The 16,375-nt window shown below is 44.4% G+C and carries 20 protein-coding genes; 17 read left to right on the top strand and 3 right to left on the bottom strand.

The window, feature by feature from the left end; genetic code table 11:
- Nucleotides 1–48: 48 nt before the first annotated feature.
- The 17 genes from GGE08_RS03700 to GGE08_RS03620 all read left to right on the top strand — a co-directional run bounded on the left by GGE08_RS03700 (nt 49) and on the right by GGE08_RS03620 (nt 12,638).
- Complete coding sequence (locus GGE08_RS03700; RefSeq protein ID WP_179383539.1) at nt 49–978, top strand: bifunctional riboflavin kinase/FAD synthetase; 930 nt, start codon at nt 49–51, stop codon at nt 976–978.
- A complete protein-coding gene (locus GGE08_RS03695; protein WP_179383538.1) occupies nt 979–2,295 on the top strand; it encodes an HTTM domain-containing protein in 1,317 nt (438 codons plus the stop codon).
- Between the two features lie 50 nt (nt 2,296–2,345).
- Entirely contained in the window at nt 2,346–3,617 is a 1,272-nt protein-coding gene (gene serS / locus GGE08_RS03690; protein ID WP_179383537.1) for a serine--tRNA ligase, read from the top strand.
- Between the two features lie 119 nt (nt 3,618–3,736).
- On the top strand, nt 3,737–5,479 hold the full coding sequence (locus tag GGE08_RS03685; protein ID WP_313790885.1) for a tetratricopeptide repeat protein: 1,743 nt from the start codon (nt 3,737–3,739) through the stop codon (nt 5,477–5,479).
- A gap of 90 nt (nt 5,480–5,569) precedes the next feature.
- Entirely contained in the window at nt 5,570–5,887 is a 318-nt protein-coding gene (locus GGE08_RS03680; RefSeq protein WP_179383536.1) for a DUF4286 family protein, read from the top strand.
- A gap of 3 nt (nt 5,888–5,890) precedes the next feature.
- Nucleotides 5,891–6,199, top strand: coding sequence for a gamma-glutamylcyclotransferase family protein (locus GGE08_RS03675; RefSeq protein ID WP_179383535.1), 309 nt, complete (start codon nt 5,891–5,893; stop codon nt 6,197–6,199).
- A gap of 19 nt (nt 6,200–6,218) precedes the next feature.
- Entirely contained in the window at nt 6,219–7,091 is an 873-nt protein-coding gene (rsmA, locus tag GGE08_RS03670) for a 16S rRNA (adenine(1518)-N(6)/adenine(1519)-N(6))-dimethyltransferase RsmA (RefSeq protein WP_179383534.1), read from the top strand.
- On the top strand, nt 7,078–8,430 hold the full coding sequence (mgtE, locus tag GGE08_RS03665) for a magnesium transporter (protein WP_179383533.1): 1,353 nt from the start codon (nt 7,078–7,080) through the stop codon (nt 8,428–8,430). The genes rsmA and mgtE overlap by 14 nt, the downstream gene beginning before the upstream one ends.
- Before the next feature lie 8 nt (nt 8,431–8,438).
- On the top strand, nt 8,439–8,804 hold the full coding sequence (locus tag GGE08_RS03660; protein WP_179383532.1) for a cupin domain-containing protein: 366 nt from the start codon (nt 8,439–8,441) through the stop codon (nt 8,802–8,804).
- 19 nt (nt 8,805–8,823) lie between these two features.
- Nucleotides 8,824–9,756 (top strand): 2-hydroxyacid dehydrogenase, encoded by a 933-nt coding sequence (locus GGE08_RS03655; protein ID WP_179383531.1) that lies wholly within the window; start codon nt 8,824–8,826, stop codon nt 9,754–9,756.
- Nucleotides 9,757–9,765: 9 nt separating this feature from the next.
- Nucleotides 9,766–10,176 (top strand): LuxR C-terminal-related transcriptional regulator, encoded by a 411-nt coding sequence (locus GGE08_RS16165; RefSeq protein ID WP_179383530.1) that lies wholly within the window; start codon nt 9,766–9,768, stop codon nt 10,174–10,176.
- A gap of 98 nt (nt 10,177–10,274) precedes the next feature.
- Nucleotides 10,275–10,589 carry a DUF4199 domain-containing protein gene (locus GGE08_RS03645; RefSeq protein WP_179383529.1) on the top strand — a complete coding sequence of 105 codons (315 nt, stop codon included), beginning with the start codon at nt 10,275–10,277 and terminating at the stop codon, nt 10,587–10,589.
- Nucleotides 10,590–10,610: 21 nt separating this feature from the next.
- Nucleotides 10,611–10,781, top strand: coding sequence for a hypothetical protein (locus GGE08_RS03640; RefSeq protein ID WP_179383528.1), 171 nt, complete (start codon nt 10,611–10,613; stop codon nt 10,779–10,781).
- A gap of 7 nt (nt 10,782–10,788) precedes the next feature.
- Entirely contained in the window at nt 10,789–11,247 is a 459-nt protein-coding gene (locus tag GGE08_RS03635; RefSeq protein WP_179383527.1) for a DUF1801 domain-containing protein, read from the top strand.
- Nucleotides 11,244–11,630, top strand: a complete 387-nt coding sequence (locus GGE08_RS03630) for a VOC family protein (protein WP_179383526.1) — start codon at nt 11,244–11,246, stop codon at nt 11,628–11,630. The genes GGE08_RS03635 and GGE08_RS03630 overlap by 4 nt, the downstream gene beginning before the upstream one ends.
- Before the next feature lie 51 nt (nt 11,631–11,681).
- Nucleotides 11,682–12,068, top strand: coding sequence for a YtxH domain-containing protein (locus GGE08_RS03625; protein WP_164732892.1), 387 nt, complete (start codon nt 11,682–11,684; stop codon nt 12,066–12,068).
- Between the two features lie 78 nt (nt 12,069–12,146).
- On the top strand, nt 12,147–12,638 hold the full coding sequence (locus GGE08_RS03620) for a GNAT family N-acetyltransferase (protein WP_179383525.1): 492 nt from the start codon (nt 12,147–12,149) through the stop codon (nt 12,636–12,638).
- Here the strand turns inward: GGE08_RS03620 and GGE08_RS03615 are convergent.
- From GGE08_RS03615 to GGE08_RS03605, 3 genes are all read right to left on the bottom strand, one after another.
- Nucleotides 12,635–14,455 (bottom strand): GNAT family N-acyltransferase, encoded by a 1,821-nt coding sequence (locus GGE08_RS03615; protein WP_179383524.1) that lies wholly within the window; start codon nt 14,453–14,455, stop codon nt 12,635–12,637. The genes GGE08_RS03620 and GGE08_RS03615 overlap by 4 nt on opposite strands.
- A 78-nt stretch (nt 14,456–14,533) precedes the next feature.
- Complete coding sequence (locus GGE08_RS03610) at nt 14,534–15,784, bottom strand: aspartate kinase (RefSeq protein ID WP_179383523.1); 1,251 nt, start codon at nt 15,782–15,784, stop codon at nt 14,534–14,536.
- A gap of 27 nt (nt 15,785–15,811) precedes the next feature.
- On the bottom strand, nt 15,812–16,294 hold the full coding sequence (locus GGE08_RS03605) for a GNAT family N-acetyltransferase (RefSeq protein ID WP_179383522.1): 483 nt from the start codon (nt 16,292–16,294) through the stop codon (nt 15,812–15,814).
- Between the last annotated feature and the right edge of the window lie 81 nt (nt 16,295–16,375).

Here is a 16,375-nt window from a genome sequence, read left to right as displayed (position 1 = left end):
GGGCATAGTATATTTTCAAATGTAAGCCTTTTTTTATTTCTAAATCAGTTGGAAACAATCCAAAACATTTCTCATTTTAAGCAAGTTCCGCATCAAACTGTGGTGACCATCGGCACATTTGATGGTGTGCATTTGGGCCACCGTAAGATATTGGAACGCATCACAAACAATGCCAAAAACACCGGACTCAAATCCACGGTCCTCACCTTTTTCCCGCATCCAAGGATGGTATTGCAAAAAGATGTGGACATCAAACTGCTGAACACCCTCGAAGAGAAAAAGCAGATTTTGGAAGGTTTGGGACTGGATTATTTGATCATCCATCCGTTTACCAAACAGTTTTCCAGACTATCGGCCATCGACTTTGTAAGGGACATTTTAGTGAACAACATCAAGGCCAAAAGAATCATCATTGGGTACGATCACAGGTTCGGTCGCAATCGAAATGCCAATATCAAAGACTTGATTTCCTTTGGAAATACCTTCGATTTTGAGGTAGAGGAAATTCCTGCCCAAGAAATCGAAGACGTTTCGGTGAGCTCCACCAAAATCAGGAAAGCGTTGTTGGATGGCGATGTAGAAACTGCCAATAGCTACTTAAACTACGCTTATATGCTCACGGGCACGGTGAAAAAAGGACGCGGACTAGGAAGGGATTTTGGTTTCCCCACCGCAAACCTCCACATTGCCGAAGAGTACAAACTCATTCCAAAAAACGGAGCCTATGTGGTAAAGAGCCATTTGGATGGCAAGGAGTATTACGGCATGATGAACATCGGCTTCAACCCCACGGTAGACGGTTCCAAAAAAAGCATCGAAATCAACTTTTTTGAATTTGACGGAAATCTCTATGAGAAAAAAATACAGGTAGCACTATTGCACCGTATTAGGGATGAGCATAAATTTAACTCGATCGAAGAATTGAAGGAACAGTTGAAGAAAGATAAAAACCACTCTTTGGACCTAATTTCCAAATAAATGTTCACCCAATTTCTATTTCGGAAAATTGACAACGCCCAACTGGTGGTTTTCCGAATATTCTACGGCTTATTGGTCGCTGCGGAATGCTACGGAGCCATCGCCACGGGCTGGGTTCGAAGAACCATGGTGGAGCCCAAGTTCACTTTTTCCTTTATTGGGTTTGAATGGTTACAGCCCCTGCCCGGCAATGGCATGTACATCTATTTTGCCGTTATGGGCACTTTGGGCCTCTTGATTGCCCTCGGGTACAAATACCGATTCAGCGCCTTGGCCTTCGCCATCATGTGGTCCGGCGTGTACCTCATGCAAAAAACATCCTACAACAACCACTACTATCTTTTGATGCTATTGGCATACATCATGGCCATTTTTCCCGCTAACAGGGATGCTTCTTTGGATGCCAAACTCAACCCTGGGCTGCGTTCCCAAACCATGTACAACTGGATTCGATGGACCATCATACTGCAATTGTTCATTGTATACACCTATGCCTCAGTGGCTAAACTATATGGGGATTGGCTGGATTTCAGTATCGTGGAACTGTTGATGGAATCCAAAAAGCATTATTATCTGATCGGGGATTTACTCCAAGAAAAATGGGTGCATCAAATAGTCGGGATTTTCGGGATTGTGTTCGACCTTTTGATTGTTCCCGCCCTACTTTGGAAACCTACGCGCAAAATTGCTTTTGTATTTTCCATCGTTTTCCATCTGTTCAACAGTATTGTGTTCCAAATCGGGATATTCCCCTACCTCTCTTTGGCCTTTACGGTCTTCTTTTTTGAACCACAGACCATTCGAAATCTCTTTTTGAAAACCAAAAAATTCATACCGGACACCAAAATCGTAGTCCCCAAAAGCAAGAACATCATTCTTTCGGTGCTGGGCATCTATTTCCTCATTCAATTGCTGTTGCCTCTTCGGCACCATCTGTTCCCAGATGACGTACTTTGGACAGAGGAGGGCCATCGACTGAGCTGGCGGATGATGCTTCGCAGCCGAGCGGGCAGAATCACCTACAAAGTAGTGAACACCCAAAGTAAGGACACCACCATCATCAACCTTAATGAATATCTGACCAACAAACAGGAAAGAAGAGTGGAATGCTATCCCGATTTTATCTGGCAATTTGCCCAACACCTCAAAAAGGAGTATGCCCAAAAAGGAGAGGACATTCAGGTATTTGTGGACAACAAGGTCAAAATCAACCAAGGGCCATACAAAACCTTTATCGACCCCAAAGTGGACTTGGTCAGTGTTCCGTGGAACCATTTTTCCCATAACGATTGGATTCTCCCCTCGAACAAAGAATAAAATTGGGCACTTGTTCAGATTCGATTAAATTTGCGGCTCAAAACTAGGCCATGCTTCAACTACAGAACATCAGGGAAAACAAGGAAAGTATCATCACCGCTTTAAAAAAGCGAAATATCGATGCAGCACCGATGATTGCGAAGGTTTTGGAACTCGATGAAAAACGACGCTCCATCCAAACAGAATTGGATGCTACTCTGGCCGAATCCAACAAAATCTCCAAAGAAATCGGCATCCTTTTCAAAACAGGAAAAGCACAGGAAGCGAATGTTCTAAAAGAAAAAACCGCTGGACTTAAAGAAGCGTCAAAAAAGTTGGGCGATGACCTCAACCTTACCGCAGATGAACTTCAGCAACAACTATATTTGATTCCGAACGTTCCGCACGAATCGGTTCCAGCGGGCAATTCCGAAGAGGACAATGAGGAAGTATTCCGGGAAGGTGATATTCCAACCTTGGTGGAAGGCGCATTGCCCCACTGGGAATTGGCCAAGAAATATGACATCATCGATTTTGAGCTTGGGGTGAAAATCACGGGAGCAGGTTTTCCAGTGTACAAAGGAAAGGGTGCCCGTTTGCAACGCGCCTTGATCGCCTACTTCTTGGATAAAAATGCAGAAGCTGGGTATACCGAGATACAAGTACCGCTCATGGTCAACGAAGACTCGGGATACGGAACTGGTCAATTGCCCGACAAGGAAGGGCAAATGTACCACGTACAGGCGGATGACCTATACCTTATCCCAACGGCCGAAGTGCCTGTGACCAACTTGCACCGAGGCGATATCTTGGCAGAGGGTGATTTCCCTATCAAATACACAGGCTACACTCCTTGCTTCCGACGTGAGGCAGGCAGTTATGGCGCACATGTCCGTGGTTTGAACCGTTTGCACCAATTTGACAAAGTGGAAATTGTGCGCTTGGAGCACCCCAACAACTCTTACCAGGCCCTGGATGAAATGGTGGAGCATGTTAAAAACATTCTTCGCGAACTCAAATTGCCCTACCGCATCTTGCGTCTCTGTGGTGGCGACCTTGGTTTTACATCGGCCCTGACCTTTGATTTTGAGGTATTCTCCACCGCGCAAGACCGTTGGTTGGAAATCAGCTCCGTGTCCAACTTTGAGACCTTTCAGGCCAATCGCCTGAAACTTCGTTTTAAGGACGAAAACGGGAAAAGTCAGCTGGCCCACACCTTAAATGGAAGTGCCTTGGCATTGCCACGGGTATTGGCGGGTATCTTGGAAAACTATCAGACCGAAGACGGGATAAAAATCCCCGAAGTTTTGGTTCCGTACTGCGGTTTTGATACCATCGATTAAGGTTTTCAGGCATTTATTTGGATTCGCTTAACAGAATCCCCCGTATTTCTGCGTTATATTTGAAATAAAACAAGCAATTGCATCGCCTTTTATTTTTCATATTCGCAATTACATGCACCGTGTTGTCGGCACAAGAAGATTTCTTGGCCAAACAATACTTTCAAGATGGGGATTATGAAAAAGCATTGGTCTTCTACGAAAAATTGGTGGAGACCAATCCCAGACGCACAGATTATGCAGAGGGATTGGTAGCCTGCTACCAGCAATTGGAACGTTATGATGAGGCCGAAGCATTCTTACTTCAAAAAATAGAAGATAGTTATGCCTTCCCCACCTTTTTTATTGAGTTGGGCTATAACCATACCCTAAAGAACGAACCTGAAAAGGCCAATGCCTATTACGACAAGGCCATCCAAAAAATAGAGGACAACCCCAACTACGGATACAGTGTGGGCTATCGGTTTCAGACCTATGCCCTATTGGATTATGCCATCCAAGCCTACAACCGCGCCATGGAGCTAAAACCGGACCTCAACTATGATTTTCAATTAGCTAGAATTTATGGTGAACAGGGCGACATTGCCAAAATGTATCAGTCCTATCTCAATTTGATTTGGGAAGGGCGCACTTCCCGCTCCAACGTGCTCCGCAACATTGAGGACTTTATTTCCGAAGACCCATCCAACGAAAACAATGTGCTGCTACGCAAAGTGTTGTTGCAAAATGCCCAAAAGGCACCGGACATTCTTTGGAACGAACTACTGAGCTGGTTGTTTGTCCAACAAAAACAATACAATAGCGCCTTTGGCCAAGAAAAAGCCATTTACAAACGAAGTGAAGGACAATCCATAGACCGTTTGGAAAATTTGGGCCGTATCGCTATGGAAGAAAAAGACCTGGAAACGGCCACATCCATCTACGAGTTTGTTGTGGAAAACACGGAGAATCCGAATACCAGGCTCAATGCAGAACTCAGCTTGATCGACATTGTTCTGGAAAACCCCACGGAAAAAGTGTTGCAAACGGTTGAGAAAAAATTTGAGGACTTGGTAGAAATGTACGGAAACCAGAGCAGGACGCTTCAACTACAGGTGGCCTACGCCAATTTCCTGACCTTTAAAAAAGAAGAGCCAGAACCGGCCATAGCCATGCTCAAGCAAAGTTTGGAACTACCCATGGGCCAAATGACGATGGCGTATTTAAAATTGGCACTGGGGGATATTTTGGTTTTTGACCAGCGGTTTAACGAAGCTTTGATTTTATTTACCCAAGTGCAAAAAAGCATGAAGAACGATGTGCTGGGGCAAGATGCACGGTTTAAAGTGGCGCAGACCAGTTTTTACAAAGGCGATTTTGATTGGGCGCTCACCCAACTTAAGGTATTGCGCGGTTCTACCTCCCAGCTCATCGCCAACGATGCCATGCAGTTAAGTTTGTTGATTTCGGACAACTCCTTGGAGGACTCTACCCAGACCGCTTTGAAAAAATATGCCCGTGCCGACTTATTGGCCTATCAAAACAAAGACAAAGAGGCTGTTGAAGTGCTCGAGGATATTTTGGAAAATCACAAAGGGGAAAAAATCGAGGATGAGGCCTTGTTGAAGCAAGCAGAACTTTTGGTGGAACAGCAAAACTATGAAGGTGCCGAGTTCAACTACCAAAAAATCGTAGAATTTTATGGTGATGGCATTTTAGCCGATGATGCCCATTTTGCCTTGGGAGAACTCTATGAAAAAACGCTGAACGAGCCCGAAAAGGCCAAGACCCATTATGAGAAAATCATCTACAACTATCAGGATAGTTATTATTTTCCACAGGCCCGAAAAAATTTCAGGCGTCTTCGAGGGGATGCCATCAACTAGTCACCTTGTCATTCCCGCGATGGCGAGAATCTCTATAAGAGGTTTCTCAGAATTACACTAACTTCGCCCACCCTTAAACAGATAAAGTAAATGCTCATATACAACGTAACCATCAACATCGATGAAAGTGTCCACGACCAATGGTTGGAATGGATGAAGGACAAACACTTACCCGATATGCTGGCCACAGGGAAATTCTCCCACGCCAAAATGGTAAAGGTCTTGGTAGAAGAGGATATGGGCGGTATTACCTACTCCGTTCAATATACCACACAGGACAGGGCCACCTTGGAAGCCTATTACAAGGAGGATGCCGACCGTCTGCGTGCCGATGCGCAACAGATGTTCCCCAATAAATTCGTTGCCTTTAGAACGGAGCTAGAAGTCATCAGTCAACAAATCCCATAGCAATTGGAGTATCTGTTTTCCTATGGAACCCTACAGGACCCACAGGTTCAGGAATCTGTTTTTGGCCGCTGGCTCAACGGAAAAACTGACGCAGTTGTCGGGTTTCAAAAAATGGAAAATGCCGTTTATGGACGTTACCCCATAGTAGCTCATACCGGAAACCCAAAACACAAAGTAAAGGGCATGGCATATGAAGTGAGTGCCGTTGACCTGAAAAAGGCAGACCGCTACGAGACCGAAGCCTACAAAAGGGAACTCTTCACCTTGGAATCAGGAGCCAAAGCATGGATCTATGTCGAAAATTCCAACTAACTTGCCAAAAAATGCTCCCGTGTCCAAAAAGAAAAAAAAGAAGTATTCCCATAATCCCCAGCATGATCACAAACCAGTCCAGGAGGAGGGCGCGGTAAAGGCCAAAAAACATTTGGGCCAGCACTTTCTCAAAGATGAATCCGTAGCACAAAAAATTGCACAGACCCTTTCGCTGGAAGGCTATCAAAACGTACTCGAAATAGGGCCTGGTATGGGAGTGCTCACCAAGCATTTACTGCAACGTGACCTAGACCTTGTAGCCATGGACTTGGACGATGAATCCATCGTCTATCTTAACCACAGCTTTCCGTTAGAACATGCCGCTATCCTGAAACAAAACAACCGCTTGAACATTGTCGAAGCAGATTTTCTAAGATTTGACCTGACCGAGCTATATGGGGAGGAACAGTTTGCCATTACAGGAAACTTCCCTTATAATATTTCCAGTCAGATTGTTTTTAAAATGCTGGAAATGCGCCATCAGATTCCTGAATTTTCGGGGATGTTCCAGAAAGAAGTGGCCAAACGTATTTGCGAAGGCCCTGGAAACAAGACGTACGGTATCCTCTCCGTGTTGGTCCAAGCGTATTATGATGCAGAGTACCTTTTTACCGTACCGCCCGGGGTTTTTGACCCACCACCAAAGGTGGATTCGGGAGTGTTACGGTTAACCCGAAAAAAGGAACTCACCTTGCCATGCGACGAACGCCTCTTTTTTAAAGTGGTGAAAACCGCCTTCAACCAAAGAAGAAAAACAATACGCAACAGTCTTAAAACCTTCAACCTTTCTGATAATCTCAAAGAAGATGCTATCTTTGACCAACGCCCGGAACAGCTAAGTGTAGCTGACTTTGTAACGTTGACACAGAAGATAGCCAATGACCCCGTTTAAACTCACAGACGAACTTTTAGAAGAAATCAGGCAACTGATTGCGGAAAGCAAAGATGCCGAGCTTCAAACCATAATGAAGGAGTTCCACTATGCCGATATTGCGGAGATAGCGGACGAACTGGAGGTGGAAGAGGCTACCTATCTCATCAAACTGCTCGATAGCGAGAAAACCTCGGATATTCTTGCCGAAATGCATGAGGACATCCGTGAGGCGGTCCTTAAAAACCTTACCGCCAAGGAAATTGCAGGGGAGTTGGCGGAGCTCGATACCGATGATGCGGCGGATATCATCAACGAACTTCCGAAGGAGCTGGTACAAGAGGTTATCTCGGAAATCGAAGATAGAGAACACGCCAAGGACATTGTGGACCTATTGCGCTATGAGGAGGATTCCGCTGGTGGTCTTATGGCAAAAGAGTTGGTAAAGGTCAATGAGAATTGGACCGTTACCACTTGCGTGAAGGAAATGCGTGCCCAAGCTGAAAATGTAACCCGGGTACATTCCATTTATGTGGTGGATGATGAAGACAAGCTAAAAGGCAGGCTATCCTTAAAGGATTTGCTTACTGCTCCCGCCAAGAGCCATATCAGGGAAATATACATTCCCAAAGTGGATTCCGTCAACGTAAACGAAAAGGGCGAAGAAGTCGCGAGGGTGATGTCCAAATACGATTTGGAAGCCATTCCCGTAGTGGATGAGATAGGACGTTTGGTGGGGCGAATAACCATTGATGACATCGTAGATGTAATCCGTGAGGAAGCCGATAAGGATTACCAAATGGCGGCAGGTATATCACAAGATGTGGAAGTGAGCGATAGTATTTGGATCCTCACCCGTGCCCGTATTCCATGGTTGATCTTGGGGCTTTTTGGTGGACTCGGCGCTGCAGCCATTATGGGAACTTTTGAGGATATGATTGCCAAGCATGCCGTATTGTTCTATTTCACTCCGTTGATTGCCGCGATGGCCGGTAACGTTGGTGTACAATCTAGCGCCATTGTGGTGCAAGGTCTCGCCAACGACGACCTTAAGGGAAGTGTTAGGAACCACTTATTTAAGGAGATGCTCTTAGCACTTTTAAACGGATTTATCCTTGCTATTTTATTGATGCTCTTCACTTGGGTCTGGAAAGGAGCCTTTAACACGGCATTGGCGATATCCCTTTCGCTGATCGTGGTGATTGTGGTGGCCGGATTTATAGGCACCTTTGTACCGCTCTTCCTTCATAAAAGAAATATTGACCCTGCCATTGCCACGGGTCCATTTATCACCACCAGCAATGATATTTTTGGAATCCTCATTTATTTCTGGATTGCAAAAATCATTTTGGGAATTTAAATCTTGCCATGAAATCCATCAACCTAAAAGAAAAACATGCCGAGTTTACCAAACAGTGGCATCCGCATCAAATTGCCGTAGTGGACGATATGCAGGTCCTTTTGGCCAAACTCCAAGGTGAATTTGTTTGGCACGCCCACAAAAACGAGGATGAACTGTTTCAGGTTATCAAAGGAACCCTTTATATGCAGTTTAGGGATAGGACCGAAGTGGTGAACGAAGGCGAGATCATTATAGTCCCCAAAGGTGTGGAACATAATCCCATGACCAAGAACGGGGAAGAGGTGCACGTACTCCTTTTTGAAAAATTGAGCACCGCCCATACGGGCAATGTGCTCCATGAAAAAACTCAAACCCATTACCCAAAAATATAGGAGTCGTATATTTGCTCCCATGAAAGTTCTCCACCTCGACACCAACCATCCCCTGCTCTTGGAACAATTTGCCGAGCTCGGGTTCGAAAATCATGAAGACTACAGCTCTACCAAGGAGCAAGTAGAGAAAAAAATACATCTATACGACGGCATCATCATCCGAAGCAGGTTTACCATCGACCAACAATTTCTGGAAAAGGCCACCAACCTCAAATTTATTGGAAGGGTCGGCGCCGGCTTGGAAAATATTGATGTAGACTATGCCAAATACAAGGACATTTTCTTGGCCTCGGCACCTGAGGGCAACCGAAATGCAGTAGGCGAACATACCCTTGGCATGCTACTCTCCTTGATGAACCAGATGGGCAAGGCCGACCGCCAAGTGCGGAAAGGCAAATGGAAACGTGAACAAAACAGGGGAGTTGAACTGGAAGGCAAAACAGTTGGAATCATTGGCTATGGCAACATGGGCAAGGCCTTTGCAAAAAAATTGCAAGGTTTTGATGTAGAGGTCATCTGTTACGATATTGTGGGCGGTGTAAGTGATGACAATGCCCGGCAGGTGGGGATTATGGAATTCCAACAAAAATCCGATGTGGTGAGCTTGCACGTTCCCCAGACCGAGGAAACCATTGGAATGGTCAACTCCGAATTCATAGAAAAATTCCATAAACCGTTTTGGTTGTTAAATACCGCCCGCGGAAAATGTGTGGTCACCAAAGACTTGGTGGAAGGGCTAAAATCAGGCAAGGTGCTTGGCGCTGGACTGGATGTGCTCGAATATGAACAAAAGTCCTTTGAGAACATGTTCACCAAAAAACCAAAAGCCTTCAAATACCTTCGCAAGGCAAATAACGTGCTCCTAACACCCCACGTGGCAGGATGGACCGTGGAAAGCAAGGAAAAATTGGCGCAGACGATTGTTGACAAAGTCAAAGCAAGATTTTGTTAATTTTAATGGGTGAAAAAAACCATTTTTGTTTTCTCGGCACTTATCGTATCCTTGTTGGCACTCTTCAAGTTAAGCAACCACGTCTATCGCTCCGGGGATATTTCAGCTGAAATAATAATTGCTGTTATCGCCATAGTCTTTTTTGGCATCGGGATATATATCAATAAAAAAGCACTCCACAAAGAAAGGCCCAGTGTTGTCGATCAAAAGAAAATTGAACAATTGGGTATCGGTAAAAGGGAATATCAGGTCTTGGTGCATATTTCAAAAGGACTTTCCAACAAGGAGATTGCCAGTGCTCTTTTTGTTTCGGAGAGCACCATAAAAACCCATGTTTCCAATCTTTTGATCAAATTGGACGCCAAGCGAAGAACCCAAGCTGTTCAAAAGGCAAAAAGTCTTCATATTCTCCCCATTTAGCAGATTTTCAACTTCATCTGAAGTGTTTTTGGTACTTTAGTATGAGTCCAAAAACCAAGCTCAACCCTACTTTTGAACCAACCATAAAACTAGAAATGATGAAACAAACAGTTTTAAGATATGGAGCGTACGGAGCACTTACCATCTGCGTACTATTTATAATCAGTTGGTATGCGTTGGGCAATCTATCCATGTCCGTACAGGAACTATTGGGATATGTCTCGATAATTGTCTCCCTAAGTTTTGTATTTTTTGGCATCAAACATTTTCGGGATAGGGAAAATGAAGGAAAGGTAAGCTTTAAAAAAGCACTTATCATCGGTATTTTGATCAGTATCATCACCGCCTTGGCATTTGGTCTTTTGGATGTTTTGTACACTGAAGTGCTAAACCCTGAATTTATGGATACGTAATATGAAGAAGTGATTCAAGAAATGAGGACTAACCTCCCATCCGAGGAGTTTCAAGTCAAACTGGCAGAATTGGAATCGCAACGGGAACAATTTTCCAATCCTTTACTGTCGTTTATTTTTATGGGCATGACTGTTTTTCTTATTGGATTCATTATTTCCTTGCTGTCCTCCCTTATTCTTCAACGAAAATAAGCCCATTATGACCATAGATGCCCTAACACCGGACGAGTACATTGAAAAACTTCCTGATGACCGCAAAGAGGCGGTCTCCAAATTACGGGAAACCGTAAAATCCAATTTACCCAAGGGTTTTGAGGAATGCATCAACTATAAAATGATTGGCTATGTGGTGCCGCATGCCATTTACCCGGAGGGTTACCACTGTGATCCTAAATTGCCATTGCCCTTTATCAATATCGCCTCACAGAAAAACTTTGTGGCACTCTACCATTCGGGCATCTACGCAGACCAAGAACTCCACGACTGGTTTGTGGGCGAATATCCAAAGCATGTAAAAACCAAATTGGATATGGGCAAAAGCTGTATCCGATTCAAAAACGTGAAACACATACCGTATAATCTGATTGCGGAATTGTGCCAAAAAATGACCCCACAACAATGGATCGGTTTGTACGAACAAAACATTAAGAAATCATGAAAAACAGAGTAACGGGATTGGGCGGCTTTTTCTTCAAAAGCAAGGATCCGGATCATATGAAAGAATGGTACAAAAATCATTTGGGCCTCAATACAGACCGGTATGGATGTACCTTTTGGTGGAAGGACAAAGATGGAAACGACTGTTCTACACAATGGAGCCCTATGGATGAAAAAACGGAGTACTTTAAACCTAGTGAAAAGCAGTTTATGATGAACTTCCGGGTGGAAAACCTGGTTGCGCTGCTCGAAGCCCTTAAGGAAGAAGGCGTAACGGTGGTGGGTGAAATGGAAGAATACGAATACGGTAAGTTTGGCTGGATTTTGGATCCCGAGGGCAATAAATTGGAACTTTGGGAGCCTGTTGATAAAGCCTTTCTGTAGATATGGATTTATTTGCTACATTTAAAACTCATTAACCAACACATAAAAAACATGTCAGAAGAAAAAAAAGACTTCGGTGATAAAGCCGAAGAAGCAGCCAAAGACTTTAAGGAGGATGTAAACAAGGCATTCGATCCAGCAAATCCGGAAAGTGGAAAAACCGTAGCCATTATTGCTCACTTGACCTTCATTGGATGGATTATCGCTATTATTATGAACAGTAGCAACAAAACGGAAATAGGTTCCTTTTACATAAGGCAGACCTTGGGGATTTTCCTTCTTTTGATTGTCACCTCCTTTATTCCGTTGATAAATCTTGTAGGGTGGCTATTGGGCGTAGTTCTTTGGATTGTTAGCTTAATAGGTTCCATTAATGGAAATCAGAAACCTGTATTTTTGGTGGGCGAGTATTTCCAAAATTGGTTCAAGAGCCTATAAAAAGTATTTAAAAGCCAGATAAAATCTGGCTTTTTTTGAGAACTTATTCATCGTAATATTACAATAAATAGACAGCATATGGTCATTAGAACCATGCAAGCTTCAGATTGGGAAGCAGTCGCGAAGATTTATTTGGAAGGCATCGCAACCGGTTTTGCCACATTTGAGACACAAGCACCCTCCTATAATGATTGGGACAAAGCCCATACGAGCGAGTGCCGCTTGGTCGCCGAGATAGATGGCATCATCATGGGTTGGGCAGCGCTCTCTCCCGTATCCAGTCGATGTGTGTACGGCGGTGTAGCCGAGGTCAGTGTTTACATTTCGGCCCAGAGCCGTGGCCAAGGTGTCGGGAAAGCATTGATGCAGCATTTGATCGGAGAAAGTGAAAAAGCTGGATTTTGGACTATTCAGTCAGGTATTTTTCCAGAGAACACGGCCAGTATCAAATTACATGAAAGGGTGGGTTTTCGCTACATCGGAAAACGGGAACGCGTGGGCAAGATCCACGGGGTCTGGAAAGATAATTTGCTGTTCGAAAGACGAAGCTCGACTGTTGGCGTGGATTAATCCTCTTCAGAATGGCCGTTCCCTTCCGCTACTTTGCGCTCCAATTCCGCCTGAAACTCTTCCATTACGGGTTTTACGGTACTCTCCGGTAAATCCGCTATCCGGATGTACATTAATCCGTCCACCGAATTATTAAAAAGCGGGTCCACATTAAAGGCCACCACCTTCGCATTTTGCTTGATGTACTTTTTGATCAATACCGGTAAACGCAAACTTCCCGGCTCCACCTCGCTGATGAGTTTATCAAATTTATTCAGGTCAGCTTGGGTCTCATCAAAAACAAACTCCTTATCGGCATCCTTCAACTTCACCTTGAATTCCTTTTTGGGACGAATGTATTGCGCCACATAAGGATCCCAATAATTGGATTTCATGAATTCGATCATCAAGGATTTGGAGAAATTGGAGAATTGGTTGCTGATACTCACCCCACCGATTAAATATTTATGCTCTGGATGTCTCAGGGTCGTATGTACGATTCCTTTCCAAAGCAGGAACAAGGGCATCGGTTTTTGTTGGTATTCCTTTACAATATAGGCTCGCCCCATCTCAATGGATTTCTCCATCATTCCGTACAACTCCGGTTCAAATCGAAACAAGTCCTGCAAATAAAAACCGTCGATACCGTACTTGCTAAAAATTTCGGAACCCAATCCCATACGGTAAGCCCCAACAATGGCCTTGCTGTCGTCATCCCAAAGGAACAAATGGTGGTAATAGGAATCAAACTTGTCCAGATCGATGGCATTGTTGGTACCTTCTCCCACTTCCCTGAACGTGACCTCACGCTGGCGACCGATTTCGTTCAAACAAAAGGGCATATCCTTGGCCTGGGCCAAGAACACTTCGTAGTTCTTGCTCTGGAGCATACGGCAATCATTCTCGCGCAATTTTTCGATTTCGCCCTCCAAAACCTTTGCACTGATCGCGGAGGCAATTTTTTTGGGCGGCTTGGGGATTTTGAGGGAGGTCGGCACCTTGTCCAAGAAGCGTTCCTTTTCAAAAACATTGGCCAACAAATAGGTTTTCTTTCGGAGCAGTTCCGCAAATCCTTCTAAAGTATCCTCCTCATTTTGGGTTTGGACGGAAATGGGTTGACCAATCCGCACTTTGATGGGACGACGGCTTTGGGATGTCAATTCCGAAGGTAATTTGGCCGTTCGGAATACATCGTCAATTTTAGAGAGGCGATAGAACAACCTACTATTTCGGGCATGAAAATAAATGGGCACTACGGGCACTTCGGCCTTTCGAATCAGTTTTATGGCGGCCTCTTCCCAAGGTCGGTCCACCACCAACTTTCCGTCGCGATAGGTAGACACCTCGCCCGCAGGGAAAATCCCGAGCGGATGCCCATCGCGTAAATGTTGTAGTGCATTTTTAAACCCTACGATGCTGCTCTTGGCATCCTTATGGTTCTCAAAAGGGTTCACCGGCATAATGTAGGGCTTCAAAGGCTCTATCCGGTGCAACAAAAAGTTGGCAATGATTTTATAATCCGGCCGCTCGTTCAATAATAACTTAAGCAACAGCACGCCATCAATACCGCCCAAGGGATGATTGCTAATAGTAATATAGGGGCCCGATTTCGGGAGTCGTTTTAAATCTTCTTCGGGAATTTCAAAATCTATTTCATAATGTTCTAGAATAGCATCCAGAAACTCAGGACCCGAAAGGTCTTTGTTCTTATCGTAAAACCTGTTGATAGTGCTAATTCGGGTAGCCACCATTAAAAGCCATCCTACAAACGTGCCCAAAAAGCCATATTTGTCCAGATGGATGACCTTCGCCACCTCTTTAGCAGAAACCAAGCCCATAGAAAACGTATTTAGGTACGCGTAAAGATAGAAAATAAACCCTATAGGGTTTTTTACCCAAATATTAAGGCTAAATCATTACTTCACAACCAATTGAACCGTTTCCTTGCCTCGCTGCTCCACCAGTACCGACTTTCCATTTTGAAGGGATTTGACCGAATCGTCGTTAAAATGGCGAATGGTGTATAGCGACACATCTTCGTGACAAACCACCTTAAATTTGCGTTTAAGCTCTTCCAGCAATGGCGGAAGACCCCTAAACTTATTGTCCAAACAGACCGAAAAGCTGATGGCGGAATTTTGGATCAAATCCACTTTTAAGCGGTGGTCATGGAACAACTTGAAGATTTCGCTGATGTTATCCTCCACGATAAATGAAAAATCCAGTGAAGATAGTTTGAGCAACACTTGGTTCTTCTTTACGATAAAGCAGGGTACCTTGGGCTCAATACCGTTGCCCTTGCCCACAGTAGTACCCTTATCCTTTGGATTCACAAAGGATTTTACATGAAGGGGTATCTCCTTACGCTGAAGCGGCTGTAAGGTTTTGGGATGGATTACCGAAGCTCCATAAAATGCTAGTTCGATTGCTTCGCGATATGAAATCTTGTCCAACAATTGGGCGTTCTCAAAATTTCTGGGGTCGGCGTTCAACACTCCGGGAACATCCTTCCAAATGGTGACGGATTCCGCATTGAGGCAATAGGCCAAAATTGCTGCAGAATAATCGGAACCCTCCCTTCCCAAGGTGGTCGTAAAGTTGTTGTCGTCACTTCCCAAAAAGCCTTGGGTAATGTTCAATTTGGAAACGTCGACACGGGAAAGTACTTCTGCTTGGGTACGGTCCCAAAGTACTTGCGCATCCCTGTTTGTCGTATCGGTCTTGATAAGGGTTCGGACATCCAACCATTGATTGGAAATCCCAACCTCGTTCAAATAGGCACTGACGATGGTACTGGACAACAGTTCGCCATAACAGACCACCTGATCGTACACAAAGCCATATTTGGGCGACTTATTCCACGCCAAAAAGCCTCTTACTTCATCAAAGAGCATCTTTACTCGGTTATAAACCGGGTGGTTTTGGTTTTGAAAAAGGTCGGTAATAATGTTATCATGATACTCTACCACCTCTTGTAGCGATGACTGTAAATTGGCCTTGTCATTAAAATAGGACTCCACCACCTTTTCCATGGCGTTGGTCATCTTCCCCATCGCCGAAATGACGACCAAAGTGTCTTGGTAACCCACCTCCTTTAGCACATTCACCACATTTCTCACTGCGTCGGCATCCTTCACCGATGCTCCACCAAACTTAAATACCCTCATGTATCTTATCTTCTATAAATTGTTGGCCTAATTAAGGCTCTCCATGTAATTTTTTATTCCTTCTTCATCCAGTTGCACCACGTCCCAATCCCTTAGCACATGGGCCCCTTTCTTTTCATAAAATTCGATAGCAGGCTCGTTCCAATCGAGCACTTCCCAACATATCCGTTTTACCCCAAGACTGTGTCCATATTTTACGACCTCATCCAGCAAAGCGGTTCCCAAACCACTTCCCCGCATCTTCTCGGAAACAATTAAATCCTCCAAATGGACGGCAGGTCCTTTCCATGTGGAGTACCTTGGGTACACCAAGGCAATGCCCGCGATTCCATCGGTGGTATCGGCAACAAAGCAATGGAACATCTTTTGGTCGCCAAAACCGTGCTGAACCAAATCCTCTTCGGTAATCTCAACAGCATCCGGCTCCTTTTCATAATGCGCCAATTCCTGAATCAGTTGAAAAACTTGCCCCATGTCTTCGGGTTGGGCCGCCCTGATCGTATATTCCATAATTGTTACAAATAAAACTCAAAGTTATAAAATTACATAATTAAAGTCTTTCGAAAACGTTGTAGTTTAACAAAATGCCCG

It is taken from the genome of Allomuricauda sp. ARW1Y1 (assembly GCF_013407935.1).
Lineage (GTDB): Bacteria > Bacteroidota > Bacteroidia > Flavobacteriales > Flavobacteriaceae > Flagellimonas.
The sequence above is the reverse complement of the archived record's forward strand: the minus strand, read 5'-3'. Positions and strand labels throughout refer to the sequence as shown.